17 protein-coding genes and 1 pseudogene are annotated in these 18038 nt (G+C 62.4%); 11 read left to right on the top strand and 7 right to left on the bottom strand.

Going from position 1 to position 18038, the window contains the following annotated elements; all coding sequences use genetic code 11:
* Positions 1–78: 78 nt before the first annotated feature.
* The 4 genes from ACTJLB_RS29280 to ACTJLB_RS29295 form a co-directional block, all read right to left on the bottom strand.
* Complete coding sequence (locus ACTJLB_RS29280) at positions 79–1356, bottom strand: MFS transporter (RefSeq protein ID WP_440785326.1); 1278 nt, start codon at positions 1354–1356, stop codon at positions 79–81.
* 320 nt (positions 1357–1676) lie between these two features.
* Entirely contained in the window at positions 1677–2249 is a 573-nt protein-coding gene (locus tag ACTJLB_RS29285) for a YceI family protein (protein WP_020069675.1), read from the bottom strand.
* 63 nt (positions 2250–2312) lie between these two features.
* On the bottom strand, positions 2313–2876 hold the full coding sequence (locus tag ACTJLB_RS29290; protein ID WP_131317801.1) for a YceI family protein: 564 nt from the start codon (positions 2874–2876) through the stop codon (positions 2313–2315).
* Between the two features lie 8 nt (positions 2877–2884).
* Positions 2885–3445 carry a cytochrome b gene (locus ACTJLB_RS29295; RefSeq protein WP_087750844.1) on the bottom strand — a complete coding sequence of 187 codons (561 nt, stop codon included), beginning with the start codon at positions 3443–3445 and terminating at the stop codon, positions 2885–2887.
* Between the two features lie 374 nt (positions 3446–3819).
* On the opposite strand from ACTJLB_RS29295, the gene ACTJLB_RS29300 reads away from it, so the two are divergent.
* The 7 genes from ACTJLB_RS29300 to ACTJLB_RS29330 all read left to right on the top strand — a co-directional run bounded on the left by ACTJLB_RS29300 (position 3820) and on the right by ACTJLB_RS29330 (position 10899).
* Entirely contained in the window at positions 3820–4599 is a 780-nt protein-coding gene (locus tag ACTJLB_RS29300; RefSeq protein WP_020069672.1) for a paraquat-inducible protein A, read from the top strand.
* Between the two features lie 7 nt (positions 4600–4606).
* Positions 4607–5257, top strand: coding sequence for a paraquat-inducible protein A (locus tag ACTJLB_RS29305; protein WP_440785327.1), 651 nt, complete (start codon positions 4607–4609; stop codon positions 5255–5257).
* Positions 5250–6908 (top strand): PqiB family protein, encoded by a 1659-nt coding sequence (locus tag ACTJLB_RS29310; RefSeq protein WP_087750846.1) that lies wholly within the window; start codon positions 5250–5252, stop codon positions 6906–6908. The genes ACTJLB_RS29305 and ACTJLB_RS29310 overlap by 8 nt, the downstream gene beginning before the upstream one ends.
* Positions 6905–7687, top strand: a complete 783-nt coding sequence (locus ACTJLB_RS29315) for a PqiC family protein (RefSeq protein WP_408484381.1) — start codon at positions 6905–6907, stop codon at positions 7685–7687. The genes ACTJLB_RS29310 and ACTJLB_RS29315 overlap by 4 nt, the downstream gene beginning before the upstream one ends.
* A gap of 382 nt (positions 7688–8069) precedes the next feature.
* Positions 8070–9359: a THUMP domain-containing class I SAM-dependent RNA methyltransferase gene (locus ACTJLB_RS29320; protein WP_020069668.1), complete on the top strand. Its 1290-nt coding sequence runs from the start codon at positions 8070–8072 to the stop codon at positions 9357–9359.
* Positions 9360–9692: 333 nt separating this feature from the next.
* A complete protein-coding gene (locus ACTJLB_RS29325) occupies positions 9693–10076 on the top strand; it encodes a VOC family protein (RefSeq protein WP_425181626.1) in 384 nt (127 codons plus the stop codon).
* An 82-nt stretch (positions 10077–10158) separates the two neighbouring features.
* Positions 10159–10899: a helix-turn-helix transcriptional regulator gene (locus ACTJLB_RS29330; RefSeq protein ID WP_087750849.1), complete on the top strand. Its 741-nt coding sequence runs from the start codon at positions 10159–10161 to the stop codon at positions 10897–10899.
* A 109-nt stretch (positions 10900–11008) separates the two neighbouring features.
* On the opposite strand, the gene ACTJLB_RS29335 is transcribed toward ACTJLB_RS29330, so the two are convergent.
* Genes ACTJLB_RS29335 through ACTJLB_RS29345 form a run of 3 tightly spaced genes read right to left on the bottom strand, consistent with a single transcriptional unit; the run spans position 11009 to position 13961 of the window.
* Positions 11009–12463, bottom strand: a complete 1455-nt coding sequence (locus ACTJLB_RS29335) for an NAD(P)(+) transhydrogenase (Re/Si-specific) subunit beta (RefSeq protein ID WP_087750850.1) — start codon at positions 12461–12463, stop codon at positions 11009–11011.
* Positions 12463–12792 (bottom strand): NAD(P) transhydrogenase subunit alpha, encoded by a 330-nt coding sequence (locus tag ACTJLB_RS29340; protein WP_006047931.1) that lies wholly within the window; start codon positions 12790–12792, stop codon positions 12463–12465. The genes ACTJLB_RS29335 and ACTJLB_RS29340 overlap by 1 nt, the downstream gene beginning before the upstream one ends.
* A gap of 26 nt (positions 12793–12818) precedes the next feature.
* Positions 12819–13961, bottom strand: a complete 1143-nt coding sequence (locus tag ACTJLB_RS29345) for a Re/Si-specific NAD(P)(+) transhydrogenase subunit alpha (protein WP_020069664.1) — start codon at positions 13959–13961, stop codon at positions 12819–12821.
* Between the two features lie 292 nt (positions 13962–14253).
* Between ACTJLB_RS29345 and ACTJLB_RS29350 the strand changes: the two genes are divergently transcribed.
* The 4 genes and pseudogenes from ACTJLB_RS29350 (at position 14254) to ACTJLB_RS29365 (ending at position 17299) form a co-directional block, all read left to right on the top strand.
* Entirely contained in the window at positions 14254–14733 is a 480-nt protein-coding gene (locus tag ACTJLB_RS29350; protein WP_440785328.1) for an NUDIX hydrolase, read from the top strand.
* Positions 14734–14803: 70 nt separating this feature from the next.
* Positions 14804–15949, top strand: coding sequence for a tRNA 2-thiouridine(34) synthase MnmA (mnmA, locus tag ACTJLB_RS29355; RefSeq protein WP_440785329.1), 1146 nt, complete (start codon positions 14804–14806; stop codon positions 15947–15949).
* Positions 15950–16095: 146 nt separating this feature from the next.
* Positions 16096–16707, top strand: a pseudogene (locus ACTJLB_RS29360) (glutamate synthase-related protein); the annotation flags it as partial.
* A gap of 316 nt (positions 16708–17023) precedes the next feature.
* Positions 17024–17299 (top strand): hypothetical protein, encoded by a 276-nt coding sequence (locus tag ACTJLB_RS29365; protein ID WP_440785330.1) that lies wholly within the window; start codon positions 17024–17026, stop codon positions 17297–17299.
* Positions 17300–18038: the final 739 nt, after the last annotated feature.

Raw genomic sequence — 18038 nt, forward strand, 5'->3', positions numbered from 1 at the left:
TTTTTCATTCGTGGCGTTGTCCTCAGCGCTTTATTGCCCGGCTCGCCGGGTCCGCCGACTGACTGAAACCGTCGACATCTACCGAAAGCCCAATTTGCGCCGCGCCGCAATCAGCGCCGCGACACTCAAAAGCGCGGCAAAAATCAGGTAGTAACTGGGCGCGGCCTTCGACCCCGTAAAGCCGATCAACCACGCGATGATGAAGGGCCCAAAGCCGCCGAAAACCGTCACGGCGATGTTATAGGCAAGCGACATGCCGGTCGTGCGTGTCTGCACCGGAAACATCTCCGACAGCAAACCCGGCAGCGCAGCGAAATAGCCTGTCATGAGAAAGCCGAGCACCACCTGGAGTGCGATCAGCGTGCCAAAGGTTGGATGCGCGACGAGATACACGAACGCCGGATAAATCAGCGCGAGAAGCAGCACTGCCGAAATCAGCATGATCGTGGTGCGCCCATGCCGGTCCGACAGATGCCCGACCACCGGCGCAAACACCATCTGAATCAGGCCCGTCAGCGCGATGGCGGAAAACGCGACCGAAGGTGCGAGCCCCAGTTGCTTCACGCCGAACGTCGGCATGAACAGCACGAGGTAAGTGGATACGGTGCCAAGCACCACCGCGCCGATTGCGATCAGTAGCCGCAGTTTCTGACTCGTGAACGTGTCGCGCAGCGGCGTGCTCGTCGTTTCGGCAGCGAGAAACTCCGGCGTTTCATCAAGCTTCGTGCGGATGTACCAGGCGACTGGTCCGATCAGGAGCCCGAAGAAGAACGGCACGCGCCATCCCCAAGATGCCATCTGGTCCGGCGTCAGATTGCCCGTCAGTGCGACGCCGAAACCCGCGGCAAGCAGCGTAGTGAGCCCCTGGCTTGCGACCTGCCAGCTTGCGAAAAAGCCGCGCCGCCCCGGCACATGTTCCGCGAGGAAGGCGGTGGCGCTGCCGAACTCACCGCCCGCCGAAAAACCCTGCATCAATCGCGCGATGACGAGAATCACGGGCGCGGCAATGCCAATGCTCCTGTAAGTCGGCAAGACCGCGATGATCAGCGTGCCGCCCATCATCAGCAGAATGGACAGCGTGAGCGCGGCCTTGCGCCCGGCGCGATCCGCATATGCGCCAATCACGATCGCACCGAGCGGACGCATGAAGAACGACACGCCGAACGTGCCGAGCGTGAGCAGCAGCGAAACGGTGTCGTTGCCGGCTGGAAAGAACAGCTTGGCGATGACCACGGCGAAAAAGCCGTAGACGACCAGATCGAACCACTCCAGCGCGTTGCCGATCGATGCGGCGATCACCGCCCGCCACGAATTTCGCCGGCTTCCCGCAAGGCTTGCTGCTGTCGTTGCGTTCATGCAGATCTCCAGTTTGCGCGAATATTATGGATGCGGACTCAGGTCCCATCTCGCCGTATTGGATGCGCGCACAACCAACGCGGTGCCAGCGCTCTATGTACCCGAAAAATTAAACCGAGGCGAGCGGCAAATTACGCGCCCGCGCCGCATAACGCTCGCACGGCGCGATGCGCGGGCCGCTCCATGAAAAAACCGCTTCGTCGCGGAAGCGAACGAAGCGGTCATATATTCAGCGAGACGCGAAGCGCTATTCGTGCTGCGCCGCAACGGCGGCGTCATCGCGTCATTGTGAATCGGTGCGCATGCACGCACCTCGGCAGTTACTGTTGCTTGATGCCTTCAGCCTGAATGTGCAGCTTGGTGTCCATATTGAAACCGTACTTTGTGCCGAAGTCGATACCGTAGTCCGCACGGTCGAAATGACCGCTCGCTTCCACGCCGCACACTTCGCGCTTGAGCACCGGGTGCTGCATGCACTTGAACGACTCGACCTTCAGGTTCAGCGGCTTCGTCACGCCGTGCAACGTCAAGGTACCGATCACTTCCGAAGGCTTGTCGCCGTCGAACTTGATGTCCGTGCCTTTGTAGGTCGCGGCGGGAAACTTCGACACGTCGAAGAATTCAGCCGACTTCAGATGGTCGTCGAGCTTGCCGTTCCCGGTGGCGATCGAAGCGGGATCCACGTTCACTTCGACGGTACCCGTTTTTGCGGTGCGGTCCAGCGTGACCGTGCCTGAACTCTTCGTGAACTTGCCGCGCCACACGGACAGGCCGCCGAAGTGGTCTGCTTCGAAGCTCGGATAGGTGTGAGTCGGGTCGAGCTGATAAGTGTCCGCGGCGGCGAATGCGCTGAGCGAAACACAGGAGGCCAATGCACCGGCGGCGATCAACATGGATGTCTTCAATTCATGCTCCCAGTCAGTTAAAAACGGCTGCACTGAACCGCGCAGCGCAAGTTATTTATGTGCGGCGACGATATGAAACTTGATGACCACGTCATCGGCAACAACCGACGTGTCTTTCCATTCGCCCGTGCCGATGTCGAATTGCGAGCGCTTGATCGGCAACGAACCGTCGAACGTTTGCGTCGCGCCTTGCTGCGTGACGGTGACCGGCACCACCACCGTCTGCGATTTGCCCTTGATGGTCAGCTTGCCAGTCACTTTGTACTGGTTGCCGCCGGCCGGCGCAATGGCGCTGGAAACGAACGTGGCGCTGGGATAGGTCTTTGCGTCGAACCATTCCTTGCCGCGCACCTGATCGTTGTAGCTCTCGTCGCCGAGATCGTAGCTGCCGACGTCGATGTTCAGCTGAGCGCTGCCCTCGGTCGGCTTGGCCGGGTCGAACTTGATCTGCGCGCTGAATTTGCCGAACTTGCCTTCCACCGGCACGTTCATCTGCTTGGAGGTGGCCGTCACCGAACTCTTTGCGACATCGACCTGGGCCAGCGCGCTGCCAGTTGCGGTCAGCGAAACCGCGGCAAATGCGGCGAGCATATAGCGATAAAACGAGACCTTCATGGTTGTCCTTATTTGAGGAAGGGAAGCATGCGCGACAGCAAGCCGTCGCGGTCCAGCCACTGATGCTTGAGCGCCGCCGCTACATGCAGCCCGACCAGCACCAGCAATGTGTAATTCAGCACGATATGGACGTTCTTGAGCAATTCCTTCAGATGCGGGTCCGGCGCGATCAGACGCGGCAGCGGAATCAACCCGAGATAGACAACCGGCACATTTGCCGCCGAGCTGTACAGATAGCCGGAAACGGGAATCGCGATCATCAATACATAGAGCAGCACATGCACGAAGTGCGCGGCGCCGCGCTGCCAGGCGGGCATGCGGCGCGGCATCGCCGGAGCGCCATGCGTTGCGCGCCAGAGGATGCGCACGATGGCCAGCGCAAATACCGTCACGCCAATCCATTTATGCCACGAGAAATAGCGCAGTTTGGTCGGCGTAAAGCCAGGGATGTCGGTCATCACCCAGCCGAGCGCAAAGCCGCAGACGATCAGCAATGCGATCAGCCAATGAAAGGCAATGGCAGTCCGCGTGTACGACTCCCGGCCACCGAATGAAGGGTTGTGTGCCATGACAGGTGAACGCTTGCTAAGAGAGGTTAACGGTGCGGCAGGCCCGGCTATTCCGTGCCGATGCAAAGTCTATCGGCGGATAACCCGGTGCCGCGGCCTTCGAGACACGCCAGGCCGCCATGCTACCCGAAGCGGAAAAAGCTGGCTGCGGCAACGCGAAATTTACCGAAAGGCGACTTGGGGCGCGCCTCGCCACGCCGTTGAACAATTGGGGACGGACGCTGTCAGAGCTTTCATTCACAAGGCGCAGCGCCCACGCGCGCGCCTGCAACGCGTTTGGTACTATTGCTGCACAAATTTTTCGAACTGCGTTATTCGCCCACACTTGCGACCGGCATTGCACGCTTACTCACATATCGTTGGCCCGCTGCCGTATGGAAAATGACAACCTGATTGCGTGCCACGAGTGCGATACGCTATTCCGCAAGCCGCGGCTTGCCGGGCGCAAACTCGCGCGCTGTCCGCGTTGCCGTGCGACGCTCTACAGCGGCGTGTCGCGCAAGCTGGAGGGCATCAGCGCCATGACGCTCGCCGCGCTGATCACATTCCTGATCGCGCAGGGATTTCCCATCGTCGAACTCGAAACCAATGGCATTACCTCGCAGACCACGCTGTTCGGCGCGCTCGTCGCCCTCTGGAACGAGGACATGCAGATCGTCGCGGTCATGGTGTTCTGTTCGACCATTCTCTTTCCGCTCACCGAACTCGTCGCGCTGCTCTACGTTCTGATCCCGCTGCGCTCCGGCTATGTGCCTGCGGGCTTCAACCGCGTCTTGCGCGCAATCCAGTTCGTGCGTCCCTGGGGGATGATCGAAGTGTTCATGCTCGGTGTGCTGATCACCATTGTGAAGATGGTCAGTCTCGCGCGCGTGATACCCGAGGCGGCGCTTTTCGCGTTCGGCGCGCTGACACTGATGTTCGCCGTGGTCGTCACCTTCGACCCGCGCATTCTGTGGGATCTCGCGGACGAACTCGGCGCGCGCAGCCAGCGGCCGCTGCCGCGCAGTTCGGCCGATAGCGCGGCGCTCGCCGTCGGCGCGGTTGCCGGCCCGCCCGCTCCGCCCGCGCTGCAAGTCGACGCGGAGCCCGGCGTAGACCGCGGCCAGGCCCCCGACGCAAGCCCCGGCGTACCGCCGGCGCCGCATCGAGGGTGACCCGCGCATGAAATACGTCACCGCAAGACGCGCGGGCCTCGTCGCCTGCCACGCGTGTGGACGCGTCGAACCGCGCATCCGCTCGATCACGCCGCAGCATTGCTCACGGTGCGGCTCGCGCCTGCACTCACGCAATCCGGACAGCCTCATGCGCACGTGGGCGCTGCTGATCGCGGCGGCGTTGCTGTATATTCCGGCAAATTTGTTGCCGGTCATGCATACCTCGTCACTGCTGGGTTCGGAGGACGACACCATCATGAGCGGCGTCGTGTACTTCTGGACGTCCGGCGACTGGCCGCTTGCGGTAATCGTGTTCGTCGCCAGCATCATGGTGCCCATGCTCAAGCTGACCGTGCTCGCGCTCCTCACCATTACCGCGCAGCGCCGCTCGCGCTGGCGTCCGGAGCAACGCACCACGCTTTACCGGATGGTCGAACGGATCGGCCGCTGGTCGATGCTCGACGTGTTCGTGGTCACATTGACGGTCGCGCTGGTGCGCTTCAAGTCGCTTGCAGTCATCACGGCTGGACCGGGCGCGATCGCGTTCGGCTCGGTGGTGATCCTCACGATGATGGCATCCATGCAATTCGATCCACGGCTCATCTGGGACGACGTGGACGGCAGTACTCAAAAACCTCAGGATCTCGAACATGACTAGCCCGCCAGGACCGACGCCCGCCCCCGATGCGCCGCGCAACGATTCGAACGGACCGCAGTTGCCGCCCCAACTCCCAGACCCCCAGATCGAGCCGCGCAGCCGCTGGCTGCCGTCGCTCGTGTGGGTGATTCCCTTGATCGCCGCGCTGATCGGTATTGCGCTCGTCATCAAGTCGGCGACGGAAAAAGGCCCGACCATCACGATCAGTTTCGTCAGCGCCGAAGGGCTCGAGCCCGGCAAAACCAAGGTCAAGTACAAGGACGTCGACGTCGGCGCGGTGAAGTCGATCACGTTGTCGAAAGATCTTTCTCACGTGCTCGTGCAGGTGCAGTTGACGAAGGAAGGCGAAGACTTCGCGGTCAAGGACTCGCGCTTCTGGGTCGTGCGCCCACGGGTGGGCGCAAGCGGCGTGTCCGGGCTCACCACGCTCCTTTCGGGCGCCTATATCGGCGCGGACGCCGGCCATTCGCCCGACAGCGAGAAAAATTTTGTCGGCCTCGAAACGCCCCCGCCTATTACCGGCGACCAGAAGGGCCACCAGTTCATCCTGCACGGCGATTCGCTGGGCTCGATCGACATCGGTTCGCCGATTTTCTACCGTCGCGTGCAGGTCGGCCAGGTGGTGGGCTTCTCGCTCGATAAGGACGGCACCGGCGTGACGATGCAGGTGTTCGTGTCCGCACCGTTCGACCAGTACGTCGGCACCAATTCACGCTGGTGGCATGCGAGTGGCGTCGATCTGCGGCTCGATTCGAGCGGTTTCAAGCTGAATACGCAGTCGCTCGCGACGGTGATCGTCGGCGGTTTGTCGTTCCAGTCGCCGCCCGGCCAGGGCGTGGGCGCGCAGGCGCCGAACAACATGACGTTCCGCCTCGGTTCGGACGAAGGCGACGCAATGCGCGAGCCGGACGGCGAGCCGCTACGCGTCGTGATGAACTTCAACCAGTCGCTGCGTGGGCTGTCGGTCGGCGCTACGGTGGACTTCCGCGGCATCGTGCTAGGTCAGGTGACGAACATCGGCATCGACTACGATCCGAAAACGCGCAGCTTCACGATGCCCGTGACCATGAACATCTACCCGGACCGCCTCGGCAAGCGCTTCCGCGAAACGGCTCCGGCGCCGGGCAGCCTTGCTGGTCAGAACCTGTTGCAACAGCTGGTCAAACACGGTCTGCGCGGCCAGTTGCGCACGGGCAATCTGATCACGAGCCAGCTCTACGTTGCGCTCGATATCTTCCCGAAGGCGCCGCCGGCCACCGTCGACGTAGCAAGCGATCCGCTCGAATTGCCGACCATTCCGAACACGCTCGACGAGTTGCAGCTTCAGGTGGCGGACATCGCGAAGAAGCTCGACAAGGTACCGTTCGACCAGATCGGCAACAACCTGAACAGCGCGCTGAAGAATGCCGATCAGCTCTTCAAGCGCCTCGACACGGAAGTCGTGCCGCAAGCCCGCGACACGCTGGCGGCGGCGAAGCAGACCTTCGGCTCGGCGGAGGCGACGTTGCAGCAGGACTCGCCGTTGCAGTCGGACGTGCATCAGGCGTTGCAGGAATTGACGCGGACGTTGCAGTCGCTGAATGCGCTGTCGGATTATCTGGAGCGCCACCCCGAATCGTTGTTGCGCGGTAAAGCAGGAGATAAACCATGATGTTTGCCCGCCTTTCCAGACTGTCCCGGCTTTCGCGCCTGCCGGGCGGGCCCGCGCGCAGCGCTTTCCAAGCCGGGGCACTCGTCGCCGTGCTCGCACTGGCGGCGTGTGCATCGCCGAGTAGCCGGTTCTATACGCTCGGCGGCGCAAGTGTGGGCGCTTCAGGGAGCACGCCAGCGGGCGCGTCGAGCGTGCGTACGGCGGCGGCGCCGGCGTGGCTGATCGAAGTCGCACCGATCGACGTGCCGCCGCAAGTTGCCAAGACGCAGTTGGTCGTGCAAACAGGCCCGACGCAGGTGAAGGTGCTGGAAGAGGAGCGTTGGGCGTCGTTGCCAGGCGACGAACTGCGCCGGGCGTTGTCGACAAGTCTCACGCAGCAGTTGAATACGATCGATGTGTATGGCACCGCTTATTCGGATACGACGCCTGTGTATCGGGTCAGCGTGAATGTGCAGCGGTTCGAATCGTGGCCGGGGTCGCATGCGCTGATCGACGCGGTGTGGAGTGTGCGGGCTGTTCGGAGTACTGCTGTGATGACTTGTCGCAGTGTCGTGAGCGAGCAGGTCGGGAGTGGGTACGATTCGCTCGTCGATGGGCATCGGAGGGCTTTGCAGCGGGTTTCCGAGCAGGTGGCGGGGGCGTTGCGGGCGATGGCTGCTGCTTCTTCTGCTTCTGCCGGTGCAGCTGCTGCTGGCGCTTCTTCTTCGCAGGCAAAGGGGGCGGCGCGGGTCAATGTGCCGGCTTGTCCTTCCGACGGGGCAGCTGTTGCTGCGGGGTAGGTTTCGAAGGTGCGTGGGTTCCTTCGCCGTTTGAATCCCTTGGCCTTTCCTTGATTTCACGGTGGTCTATTGGCACTGCCCCTGTGCGGGGCGGCACTTACTTTCTTTGCATGCCGCAAAGAAAGTAAGCAAAGAAAGCGGCTTTGCACCGCTAACTCATAAGCGGGTCCCCTGGCTTAGAAGGGGTAGTGGTGCATCTGGAATCTGTGCCCTCGCACACTCCGCGCCAGTGACAAGGCAGTCATACCTCCCGCCTCGCACTGCGTGCTCGTCGGAAAGGTCTGCTCTCGAACCGCTCGCTTTCGTTCCGTCAGCGAAAAAACGCGCCAGCCAACCGCGTACAATACGCCCTTACCCAACGCCCACCGGCTCGCCCCACCCCATGTCCTTTGATTTCTTCCTCCCCTGCCCGCGCGGCCTCGAAGCCTCGCTCGCCACTGAACTCGCCGAAATCGCCGCGAAACATCTGAACGGCGCGCCATTCTCGGCGGGGTCGCAAGTCCCCGGCGGCGTGCACTTCCGCGGCGGTTGGGCGGCCGGCATGGCGGCCAATCTGCATTCGCGCATCGCGAGCCGCGTGTTGCTGAAAATCGCGCATCGCCCGTATCGCAGTGAACAGGACATCTACGCGCTCGCCGTCGAACAACGTTGGGAGCAGTGGTTCTCCGCGAACGAAACTTTGCGCGTCGACGTTACCGCGATCAAGTCGCCGCTGCGCAGCCTCGAGTTCACGACGCTGCGCGTAAAGGACGCCATCTGCGATCGGCTGCGCGAAGTCAGCGGCGCGCGCCCGAACATCGACACCGCGACGCCCGACGTCCGCGTGTTCGCGTTTCTCACGGCGACCGACTGCACGCTCTACCTCGACACATCCGGCGACCCGCTCTTCAAGCGCGGCTGGCGCCTCGACAAGGGCGCCGCGCCGCTGCGCGAGAATCTCGCGGCGGGCATCCTGCGTCTGACGGGCTGGAATGCAGGCACGCCGCTGTACGACCCGATGTGCGGCAGCGGCACGTTCCTCGCCGAAGCCGCGCAAGTCGCGCTGAACATCGCGCCAGGCGCGGAACGCCGCTTCGGCTTCGAAAAGCTCAAGCAATACGACAGCAAAACCTGGCAAACACTGAAGGCCGCCGCGCTCGACGCCAAGCACGCCGCTCGTACCTCGCGCGCCGATCTGCAAATATTCGGCAGCGATATTTCCGGCGACATGCTCGACAAAGCGCGTGCGAATTTCCAGCGCGCAGGCTTGCCGTCGATCCCGCTCAAACAGGTCGACGCTCGCGGCATGACGCCGCCGAGCTCCGAGCCGGGCATTCTCGTCGCGAATCCCCCGTACGGCGAACGGATCGAAGTGCGCGGACGTAACGCGCGCGGCGAAATCCGCGAGCCGCGCAACCGCGATAATCGCGATGACGACAGCTTCCGCCGCGCCCAGGAAGAAACGCCGGACAGCGAATTTTTCCAGTCGCTCGGCGACGCGCTCAAGCAGCGCTTCACCGGCTGGCACGCGTTCATCCTGACTTCGGATCGCAAGCTGCCCGGCCAGTTGCGTCTGCGCGAATCGACCAAGACGCCGCTTTTCAACGGCGCGCTCGAATGCCGACTGTTCCGCTTCGACCTCATCGCAGGCAGCGTGCGCCAGCGGCCGCAAAACGACACGCCCGCCGATTGACGCTAGCTGCTCGCCACGCATCGTTTCCGGCGTAGAGGCGCGGCTTGCGCACCTCATAAACGCAAGCACAGACCGAAGCACAAGTAAAAGCAGAAGCAGGCCAAAGAAACCGCGGAACCGACTCCCGCGGTTTTTTTTCGCGTCGCCGAAACCGCACGCCCGACTCCTCCTTCTCGCACCCTACTGACACCACGCTGTCAGCAGCACACCCGCACACTTCTCCTCACGCCATCCGGCGCTTTACACGGCTTATCCGCCGTCCATCCACCGAACCATCTTGCATGGGACCAGAGCAAGCGCTGAAGCACTGGCTCGGGTCAACAGGAGAGTGTCATGTCTGCATCGTCGAAAGTTGTTGCATGGTTTGAGATCCCGTCCGTCGATTTCGATCGCGCCGTCCGCTTCTATGAAACCGCGCTCGACGTCAAATTGAATCGCCAGGAAATCGGTGGCCAGCCGATCGCCGTGTTCGGCTACGAAGAACCGGCCACGGGCGGCGCGATCGTCCATAGTCCGTCTATGACGCCGAACGGCGACGGCTTGCTCGTCTATCTGAACGCGCAGCCGACCGTGGACGCCGCCCTCGCCCGCATCGAAGAAGCCGGCGGCAAGACCGACGGGCCGGTCGTCAAACTGCCGCAGGACATCGGCTATATCGCGTTCTTCACCGATACCGAAGGCAACCGCCTCGGCCTGCACTCGCGGACCAACGGCTAGGTCGCAAAGCGGCGAGCAGAGCGCGGCAGCGCAGCGCTAAACACCACGCGCACAGCGCCCGAAACGCTGACCGGAGCGCGGCATGCGGCGCTATCATCGCGGGACTGTCCCTGTCCTCTTCTACAAGACGCCCACGATGACGCGCCGCGCCGACCGCCTGTTCCAGATCGCCGAACTGCTGCGCGGCCGGCGTCTGACCACCGCGCAACAACTCGCCGACTGGCTCAACATCTCGCTGCGCACGGTCTATCGCGATGTGCGCGATCTGCAATTGTCGGGCGTGCCGATCGAGGGCGAGGCCGGCATTGGCTACCGGCTGAGCCGCGCGGCGAGTTTGCCGCCGCTCACCTTCACCGCCGACGAACTCGCGGCACTCGCCGCCGGCGCGCGCATGCTGGAATCCTGGGGCGGCGCCGACTTTGCAAGCGGAGCGCGCGGCGCGCTCGCCAAGATTGCCTCTGCGATGCCGGCGGACAAGCGCGCGTCGCTCGAAAGACTCGCTGTCTTCGCGCCGTCGTTCCATATCAGGAGTGATTTCTCGGCACAGCTCGACACGCTGCATCGAGCGATCGACACCCGGCAAGTGGTGAGCTTTTCGTACACCGATGCAAACGGCGCGGCAACCGAGCGCCGCGTGTGGCCGCTCGCGCTCGCGTATTGGGGCGCGCGATGGACGCTAGGCGCGTGGTGTGAATTGCGCGGCGACTTCCGCAACTTTGGACTGGAGCGGATTCAGGAACTGGAAGTGCGCGAACCTTATCCGGACCAGCAAGGCAGGCGGCTCGCGGACCTGTTGCGGCACGTCAACGCAAAGCCGCGCTAGCGCGACAACGCGAGACATGCGTCGCGGCTGCCGGATTTTAAAAATACAGACTTCAGTGTGGATGGAGTCCCGCGTCAACGGTCAAAAATCCGCGAGACTCCACACGCTTCTAGTCGACCGCCTTCACCATATCTTCGATCACCTTCTTGGCGTCGCCGAACACCATCATCGTCTTGTCCATGTAGAACAGGTCATTGTCGAGGCCGGCATAACCGGCCGCCATCGAGCGCTTGTTCACAATGACAGTGCGTGCCTTGTAAGCCTCAATGATCGGCATGCCCGCAATCGGCGACTTGGGATCGTTCTTCGCGGCCGGGTTCACCACGTCGTTCGCGCCGAGCACGAGCACCACATCGACCTGGCCGAACTCGCCGTTGATGTCGTCCATTTCGAAGACCATGTCGTACGGCACTTCGGCTTCGGCAAGCAGCACGTTCATATGGCCGGGCATCCGTCCCGCCACCGGGTGAATCGCGTACTTCACTTCAATGCCCTTCTCGACGAGCTTGTCGGTCAGCTCCTTCAACGCATGCTGCGCGCGCGCCACCGCAAGGCCATAACCCGGCACGATCACGACCGTTTCGGCGTTGCCGAGCATGAACGACGCATCGTCGGCGGAACCGGATTTCACCGGACGCTGCTCGGCCGAGCCGCCCGCTGCCGCCGCGCCCGCCTCATTGCCGAAGCCGCCCAGAATCACATTGAAGAACGAGCGGTTCATCGCGCGGCACATGATGTACGACAGAATCGCACCCGAGGAGCCGACCAGCGAGCCCGCGATGATCAGCATCGGATTGTTGAGCGAGAAGCCGATCCCCGCCGCCGCCCAGCCCGAGTACGAGTTGAGCATGGACACGACGACCGGCATATCCGCGCCGCCGATCGGAATGATGATCAGCACGCCGAGCACGAACGCGATCGCCGTCATGACGATGAACGGCAGCCACGACTGCGTAAAAAAGAAGATGATGCCGAAGCCGAGCATCGCGATGGCGAGCATCAGGTTGATCAGGTGCTGGCCTGCATACACAACCGGCGCGCCCTGAAAGAGGCGAAACTTGTATTTGCCCGAGAGCTTGCCAAACGCGATCACCGAACCGCTAAAAGTAATTGCGCCGACGAACGTGCCGATGAACAGCTCAACGCGATTGCCGTAAGGCAGAAAGCCCGGCACCGGATACTCGGGATCGACGAGACCGAACGCAGCCGGCTCCGACACCACCGCATACGCAATGCAGACCGCCGCGAGACCGATCAGCGAGTGCATGGCCGCGACGAGTTCCGGCATCTTGGTCATCTCGACGCGCGCGGCGACAAACGCGCCGATAGCGCCGCCAATGATCAAAGCGACCAGCAGCAGCCCAAGCCCCAGGCCAAGATTCGATCCGAGCGCGGTGGCCTGCTTGGCAATCAAGGCAATGGTCGTGAGAATCGCGATTGCCATCCCGACCATGCCGAACGTATTGCCGATGCGCGCGGTCTTCGGATTCGACAGCCCCTTGAGCGCCTGAATGAAGCAGACGGACGCGACCAGATAAAGCAGCGTGACGACGTTCAGGCTCATTACGCGTTCTCCTTGCTCTTGTCGGCGATCAGCTTCTTCGGCTCTTTCTTGCGGAACATCTCCAGCATTCGCCGCGTGACGAGAAAGCCGCCGAACACATTGACCGCCGCGAGCGCGACGGCGAGCGTGCCAAAGAACTTGCCCGGCGTGCCGAGCGTGAGGCCGGTTGCCAGCATCGCGCCGACAATCACGATCGCCGAAATGGCATTCGTCACGGCCATGAGCGGCGTGTGCAGAGCCGGCGTGACGTTCCAGACCACGTGGTAGCCGACGTAAATCGCCAGCACGAAAATGATCAGGTTGATGACGGTGTGGTTGAGCACTTCCATCGCCGTTTCTCCTCGGTGGATTCGTTTTATGCCTTGCGCGCGACTTCGCCGTCGCGGGCAAGCAGCGTAGCGGCGACGATGTCGTCGGCGAGGTCGATATTCAGCGCGCCTTCCTTCGTCACGATCAGCTTCAGGAAGTCGAGCAGATTGCGCGCATAGAGCGACGAAGCGTCGGCGGGCACCATCGATGCCAGATTCGTGTAGCCGACAATCGTCACGCCATGCTTGACGACCACCTTGTCAGCTTCGGTCAGCGGACAGTTGCCGCCGCGCTGCCCTTCGTAGTCCGCGCCGCGGCCCGCGGCAAGGTCGACCAGCACGGAGCCGGGTTTCATCGCCTGCACGGTTTCGACTGAGATCAGCGTCGGCGCCGCGCGGCCTGGAATCAATGCTGTGGAGATCACCACGTCGGCCTGCTTCGCGCGCTCGTGGACGAGCGCCGACTGCCGCTGCAGCCACGAGGGCGGCATGGGACGCGCATAGCCGCCGACGCCTTGGGCGGCTTCGCGCTCTTCATCGGTTTCATAAGGCACGTCGAGAAACTTCGCGCCAAGCGATTCGATCTGCTCTTTCACAGCCGGACGGACGTCGGACGCTTCGATCACGGCACCGAGGCGCTTGGCCGTCGCGATTGCCTGCAGGCCCGCCACGCCCGCGCCGAGAATCAGCACGCGCGCGGCTTTTACGGTGCCGGCCGCGGTCATCAGCATCGGCATGAAGCGCGGGTACAGCGTCGCCGCGAGCAGCACGGCCTTGTATCCGGCGATGTTCGCCTGCGACGACAGCACGTCGAGGCTTTGCGCGCGGGTCGTTCTGGGCGCGGCTTCGAGCGCGAACGCGGTAACGCCGGCAGCAGCCAGTTTTAGCGCATTCTCTGCGTTGAACGGATCGAGCATGCCGACCAGCACTGCGCCGCGCTTGAGAAGCGGCAGTTCGGCTTCGGTTGGAGACTGCACTTTGAGGACGAGCTCGGCGCCAAACGCGCTGGCGGCGTCGACGATTTCCGCTCCGGCGGCCGTGAAGGCGTCGTCGGGAAAGCTGGCGCCAGCACCGGCGCCGCTCTGGATGGTGACCCGATGGCCCTGGCTCACGTACTTCTTGACCGTTTCGGGCGTCGCGGCGACGCGGGTTTCGTGCGCGCGCGTCTCGGCTGGCACTCCGATGTGCATCGTGCTTCCTCCTCGACTTACTGTTTGACGACAGATCGGCCGACGAGGCACGCCGGCTTGCAAATGCAACGGCTAACGCCTCACTTTACCCGAAACATGGGGGGCGGCAGAAATCGGGGACAATCCGGGGGTGCCGGTGGGCTGGCGCGCCCGGGACCGTGCGTGTCGGGGTTCGGCGGCCGTTCTGGGTCGCGTCCGAGCCGCGCGCCCCGCAGCCTGCGATCCAACCGCCCGGCGTGCCGGCCGCCCGCTTCCCGGCAGCGAGTGCCTATAAACGGTAAAATGCGCACCCATGAAACCGGAAACCTGGCTGCCGCACGTGACCGTCGCGGCCATCGTCGAGCGTGACGGGCGCTTTCTCGTGGTCGAGGAACACACGGCGGCCGGTCTGCGCCTGAATCAGCCGGCCGGTCATCTGGAAACCGGCGAAACGCTGCTGGAAGCAGTGGTCCGCGAAACGCTCGAAGAAACCGCGCACCCGTTCACGCCCGAGGCGCTGGTCGGCATGTACATGACGCATTTCGAGCGGCCGGACAGCGAAGGCGTAACGTATTTGCGCTTCACTTATTGCGGCACCGGCGGCGAACGCGAGGCAACCCGCGCGCTCGATCCCGACATTGTGCGAACGTTGTGGATGAGCGCCGACGAATTGCGCGCCTGCCCCGAACGGCACCGCACGCCGCTCGTCATGCAATGCATCGACGATTACCTGGCAGGCCGGCGTTTCCCGCTCGACTTCGTGCATACGCATTCGGTCGGGCCGAAAAGGTAACCGCGGATAAAACCGCGCGTCAGCATCGACCCACGATCCATGAAGTTTCGCAGTACCCAGTGAGCATCTTATGAGCAAGCAGAAAGTCGTAGTAGGCATGTCGGGCGGCGTCGATTCGTCGGTTACCGCGTGGCTGCTGAAGGAACAGGGCTACGACGTGGTCGGCCTGTTCATGAAGAACTGGGAAGACGACGACGACAGCGAGTACTGCTCGACGCGCCAGGACTGGATCGACGTGGTGTCGGTCGCGGACCTGATCGGCATCGACGTGGAAGCGGTCAACTTCGCGTCCGAATACAAAGACCGCGTGTTCGCCGAGTTCCTGCGCGAATATTCCGCGGGACGCACGCCGAACCCGGACGTGCTGTGCAACGCCGAAATCAAATTCAAGGCCTTTCTCGACCACGCAATGTCGCTCGGCGCGGAAACCATCGCGACCGGCCACTATGCGCGCGTGCGTGAGAACAATGGCCGCTTCGAACTGCTGAAGGCGTTCGACCATACAAAAGATCAGTCGTACTTTCTTCATAGGTTGAACCAGGCGCAGTTGTCGAAGACGCTGTTTCCGCTCGGCGAAATTCCCAAAACGAAGGTGCGCGAAATCGCCGAACAGATCGCGCTGCCCAATGCGAAGAAGAAAGATTCCACCGGCATCTGCTTTATCGGCGAACGGCCGTTCCGCGACTTCCTGAACCGCTATCTGCCGACCAGGCCGGGCCCGATGAAAACCACCGACGGCAAAACGGTCGGCGAACACATCGGACTCGCGTTTTACACGTTCGGACAGCGCAAGGGCATCGGTCTCGGCGGCAGCAAGGAAGGCAGCGGCGAGCCGTGGTTCGTGGCGGGCAAGGACATCGCGTCGAATACGCTGTACGTCGCGCAAGGTCACGATCATCCGTGGCTCCTGAGTCATACGCTCAGCGCAGGCAACACGAGCTGGGTCGCGGGCGAACCGCCGGCGGAAGGCTTCGCCTGCGGCGCGAAGACCCGCTACCGGCAGGCAGATGCACGCTGCACGTTCACCACAGCGAACTACGGCGAAAGCCTCTTCGAACTCAATTTCGACGATGCGCAATGGGCTGTCACACCGGGGCAATCGGCGGTGCTCTACGATGGCGACGTGTGCCTCGGCGGCGGCATCATCGAACATGCTGCGACTGCGCAGCCAACCGCGAGCGAGCCGCAACAAGCGGCGTTGCTGAGCGTGCGTTAAAGCCGCTCGCGTCTACCGGCAATCTGCTTTTCCCGGCAGTCCGCTTTTCCCGACGGGCAGTCGCTCGTTTTCCTTCGCGGTGGATCCGTCCGCGCCGCCGGCGCCGGCGATCCCTCCGCGACGATCTTCACTGCACCGGAGTCCCCATGTTTGCTCGACGTTATCTGGCCATGTGGAGCGCAGTCGCGCTCCTCGCCGTTTGCGCGGCGCTCGCCGCGACGCATCATATGTCGTGGCTGTGGATCGCCGTGCCGCTCGCACTCGTCGCGCTCGGCCTCTTCGATCTGGGTCAGCAGCGGCACGCAATTCTTCGCAACTATCCACTGTGGGGCCATTTCCGTTTTCTGTTCGAGTTCATTCGCCCGGAAATCCGCCAATATTTCGTCGAAGGCGATACCGACGAAAAGCCGTTTTCGCGCGCTCAACGCAGCATCGTCTATCAGCGTGCAAAAAACGACGTCGATAGCCGCCCATATGGAACCGAGGTCGACGTCAAGGCCGTCGCGCACGAATGGATCAGCCACTCGCTTGCGCCCACCACGCTCGATAGTCACGATTTCCGCATCGTCGTCGGCGCCGAACGCGCGCAGCCTTACTCGATGTCGATCTTCAACGTGTCGGCGATGAGCTTCGGCTCGCTGTCGGCGAACGCGATCATGGCGCTGAACCTCGGCGCGAAGAAAGGCAACTTCGCGCACGACACCGGCGAAGGCTCGATGTCGAAGTATCACCGCGAGCACGGCGGCGACATCATCTGGTTTTGCGCCGTGCGCCTAATCGCCCATATTTGTTATCCGCGCAGCCAGCGAAAATTCGCGCACTAACGGGAGCGTGCTTCGAAGACGCCCCGTCGTTGGTTTACAGACTACTGAACTATCCAAATCCGGCGGAGCTCCAGCAGGAGCGCCGCCGCTCCGGTCGGCAGCGTGCACGCTGTCGACCCGGTCGCCGAAGCCAGCAGGCGAAGGCGACCGCCTCTCGCCTTCGGCACTTCACTGCACCGGCAATATCGAGCTTCCAAGCGATTCTGGGGGCACCTATCATTGACGAACCGAAGCATGGCGGAGGCGTGTCATGGACGTCGAGCGTTTTGCAATCGAAGTTGACATATTGGTCGAGACGCCACGCGACCGCCGGGCGCTATGTTATTTGCTCTCTGAGTTCGGAGAGGCCGCTGTTTGCTCGGCGCGACAGCAGCTTGCTGGAAGTCGACGCCCGTATGTATCGAACGTCGCCAAAGTGATGGGCGTCAAAATTCCCGTTATTGTGGAAACAACGAACAGCCCTTTGGCAGAAGATGAACTCGCGAAGATGTCCTCAATCCTTAAACGACATGAAGTCAAGAAATAGCGAGCGTGTTTGGAACGCACACTACGAAGCGCCTGGCTTTTAAAGGGGCGCCTTTGTAGCATTGCGGTGCCATAGGCGCCACGAGACCTCCCGCTGATTTCGCAACCCGGCGCAGCGGTCGGGCTTCAGGACACGCAGACGAAATCCGGTATGCCGATTGAACTCGCGACCAACCACTCCACCGCCCCGGCCGGATACTCCTCCGGCCACTCCCTTGCCAGCAATTCCACCGCTTCCCGCACCCGCAACTTGGACGTTGCCCCCTCCGTTCCTGCCTCTGCGCCATCTGGCCCGGTAGTTTCCAACACTCTCTGTGCGCAGGCTATCCGGTCGAGTGCGCGCCTAAGGCGTCCACCCATCTCTTCTCGCAGGCCAAGTTCTCGCGTGACGACCTCGACGTCGGTGACGGCGTCTGATATCAGAAGCACCAACAGCTGTTGAAGCTGCGGTTTACGGGCAGGCGCGTGCGGCCAACCCGCGTCGGTGTAGACAGATAGCTCATCCATCCGCCGTGTAGTCGCGGAGTTTAAACGGCTGTTCAAGTTGTCGATAAGCTTCCGTTACCCCAGCAGGGGACAAGATTTCGTCGCTGACAGACCGAGCGGACTGACGTTCGGAATTCACATCCGGCGAAGTACAACGGATGTTCTGCGTCCTGCATCGGTTTCTAATAAGTAGCGACAATTGATATGAGTGGACGCGCGCGGCATCGCCACACAGTGTGACGTAGTCTAAAATT

It is taken from the genome of Paraburkholderia sp. 22098 (assembly GCF_052045935.1).
GTDB lineage: Bacteria > Pseudomonadota > Gammaproteobacteria > Burkholderiales > Burkholderiaceae > Paraburkholderia > Paraburkholderia caledonica.

What these genes read in the sequence shown, in the direction of transcription:
- ACTJLB_RS29335 (WP_087750850.1), bottom strand. Translation starts at nt 12,463, where the DNA reads ATGAGCCTGAACGTCGTCACGCTGCTTTATCTGGTCGCGTCCGTCTGC.
- ACTJLB_RS29315 (WP_408484381.1), top strand. Translation starts at nt 6,905, where the DNA reads ATGATGTTTGCCCGCCTTTCCAGACTGTCCCGGCTTTCGCGCCTGCCG.
- ACTJLB_RS29320 (WP_020069668.1), top strand. Translation starts at nt 8,070, where the DNA reads ATGTCCTTTGATTTCTTCCTCCCCTGCCCGCGCGGCCTCGAAGCCTCG.
- ACTJLB_RS29350 (WP_440785328.1), top strand. Translation starts at nt 14,254, where the DNA reads ATGAAACCGGAAACCTGGCTGCCGCACGTGACCGTCGCGGCCATCGTC.
- ACTJLB_RS29340 (WP_006047931.1), bottom strand. Translation starts at nt 12,792, where the DNA reads ATGGAAGTGCTCAACCACACCGTCATCAACCTGATCATTTTCGTGCTG.
- ACTJLB_RS29330 (WP_087750849.1), top strand. Translation starts at nt 10,159, where the DNA reads ATGCGGCGCTATCATCGCGGGACTGTCCCTGTCCTCTTCTACAAGACG.
- ACTJLB_RS29290 (WP_131317801.1), bottom strand. Translation starts at nt 2,876, where the DNA reads ATGAAGGTCTCGTTTTATCGCTATATGCTCGCCGCATTTGCCGCGGTT.
- ACTJLB_RS29300 (WP_020069672.1), top strand. Translation starts at nt 3,820, where the DNA reads ATGGAAAATGACAACCTGATTGCGTGCCACGAGTGCGATACGCTATTC.
- ACTJLB_RS29310 (WP_087750846.1), top strand. Translation starts at nt 5,250, where the DNA reads ATGACTAGCCCGCCAGGACCGACGCCCGCCCCCGATGCGCCGCGCAAC.
- ACTJLB_RS29305 (WP_440785327.1), top strand. Translation starts at nt 4,607, where the DNA reads ATGAAATACGTCACCGCAAGACGCGCGGGCCTCGTCGCCTGCCACGCG.
- mnmA (WP_440785329.1), top strand. Translation starts at nt 14,804, where the DNA reads ATGAGCAAGCAGAAAGTCGTAGTAGGCATGTCGGGCGGCGTCGATTCG.
- ACTJLB_RS29325 (WP_425181626.1), top strand. Translation starts at nt 9,693, where the DNA reads ATGTCTGCATCGTCGAAAGTTGTTGCATGGTTTGAGATCCCGTCCGTC.
- ACTJLB_RS29345 (WP_020069664.1), bottom strand. Translation starts at nt 13,961, where the DNA reads ATGCACATCGGAGTGCCAGCCGAGACGCGCGCGCACGAAACCCGCGTC.
- ACTJLB_RS29365 (WP_440785330.1), top strand. Translation starts at nt 17,024, where the DNA reads ATGGACGTCGAGCGTTTTGCAATCGAAGTTGACATATTGGTCGAGACG.
- ACTJLB_RS29280 (WP_440785326.1), bottom strand. Translation starts at nt 1,356, where the DNA reads ATGAACGCAACGACAGCAGCAAGCCTTGCGGGAAGCCGGCGAAATTCG.
- ACTJLB_RS29285 (WP_020069675.1), bottom strand. Translation starts at nt 2,249, where the DNA reads ATGTTGATCGCCGCCGGTGCATTGGCCTCCTGTGTTTCGCTCAGCGCA.
- ACTJLB_RS29295 (WP_087750844.1), bottom strand. Translation starts at nt 3,445, where the DNA reads ATGGCACACAACCCTTCATTCGGTGGCCGGGAGTCGTACACGCGGACT.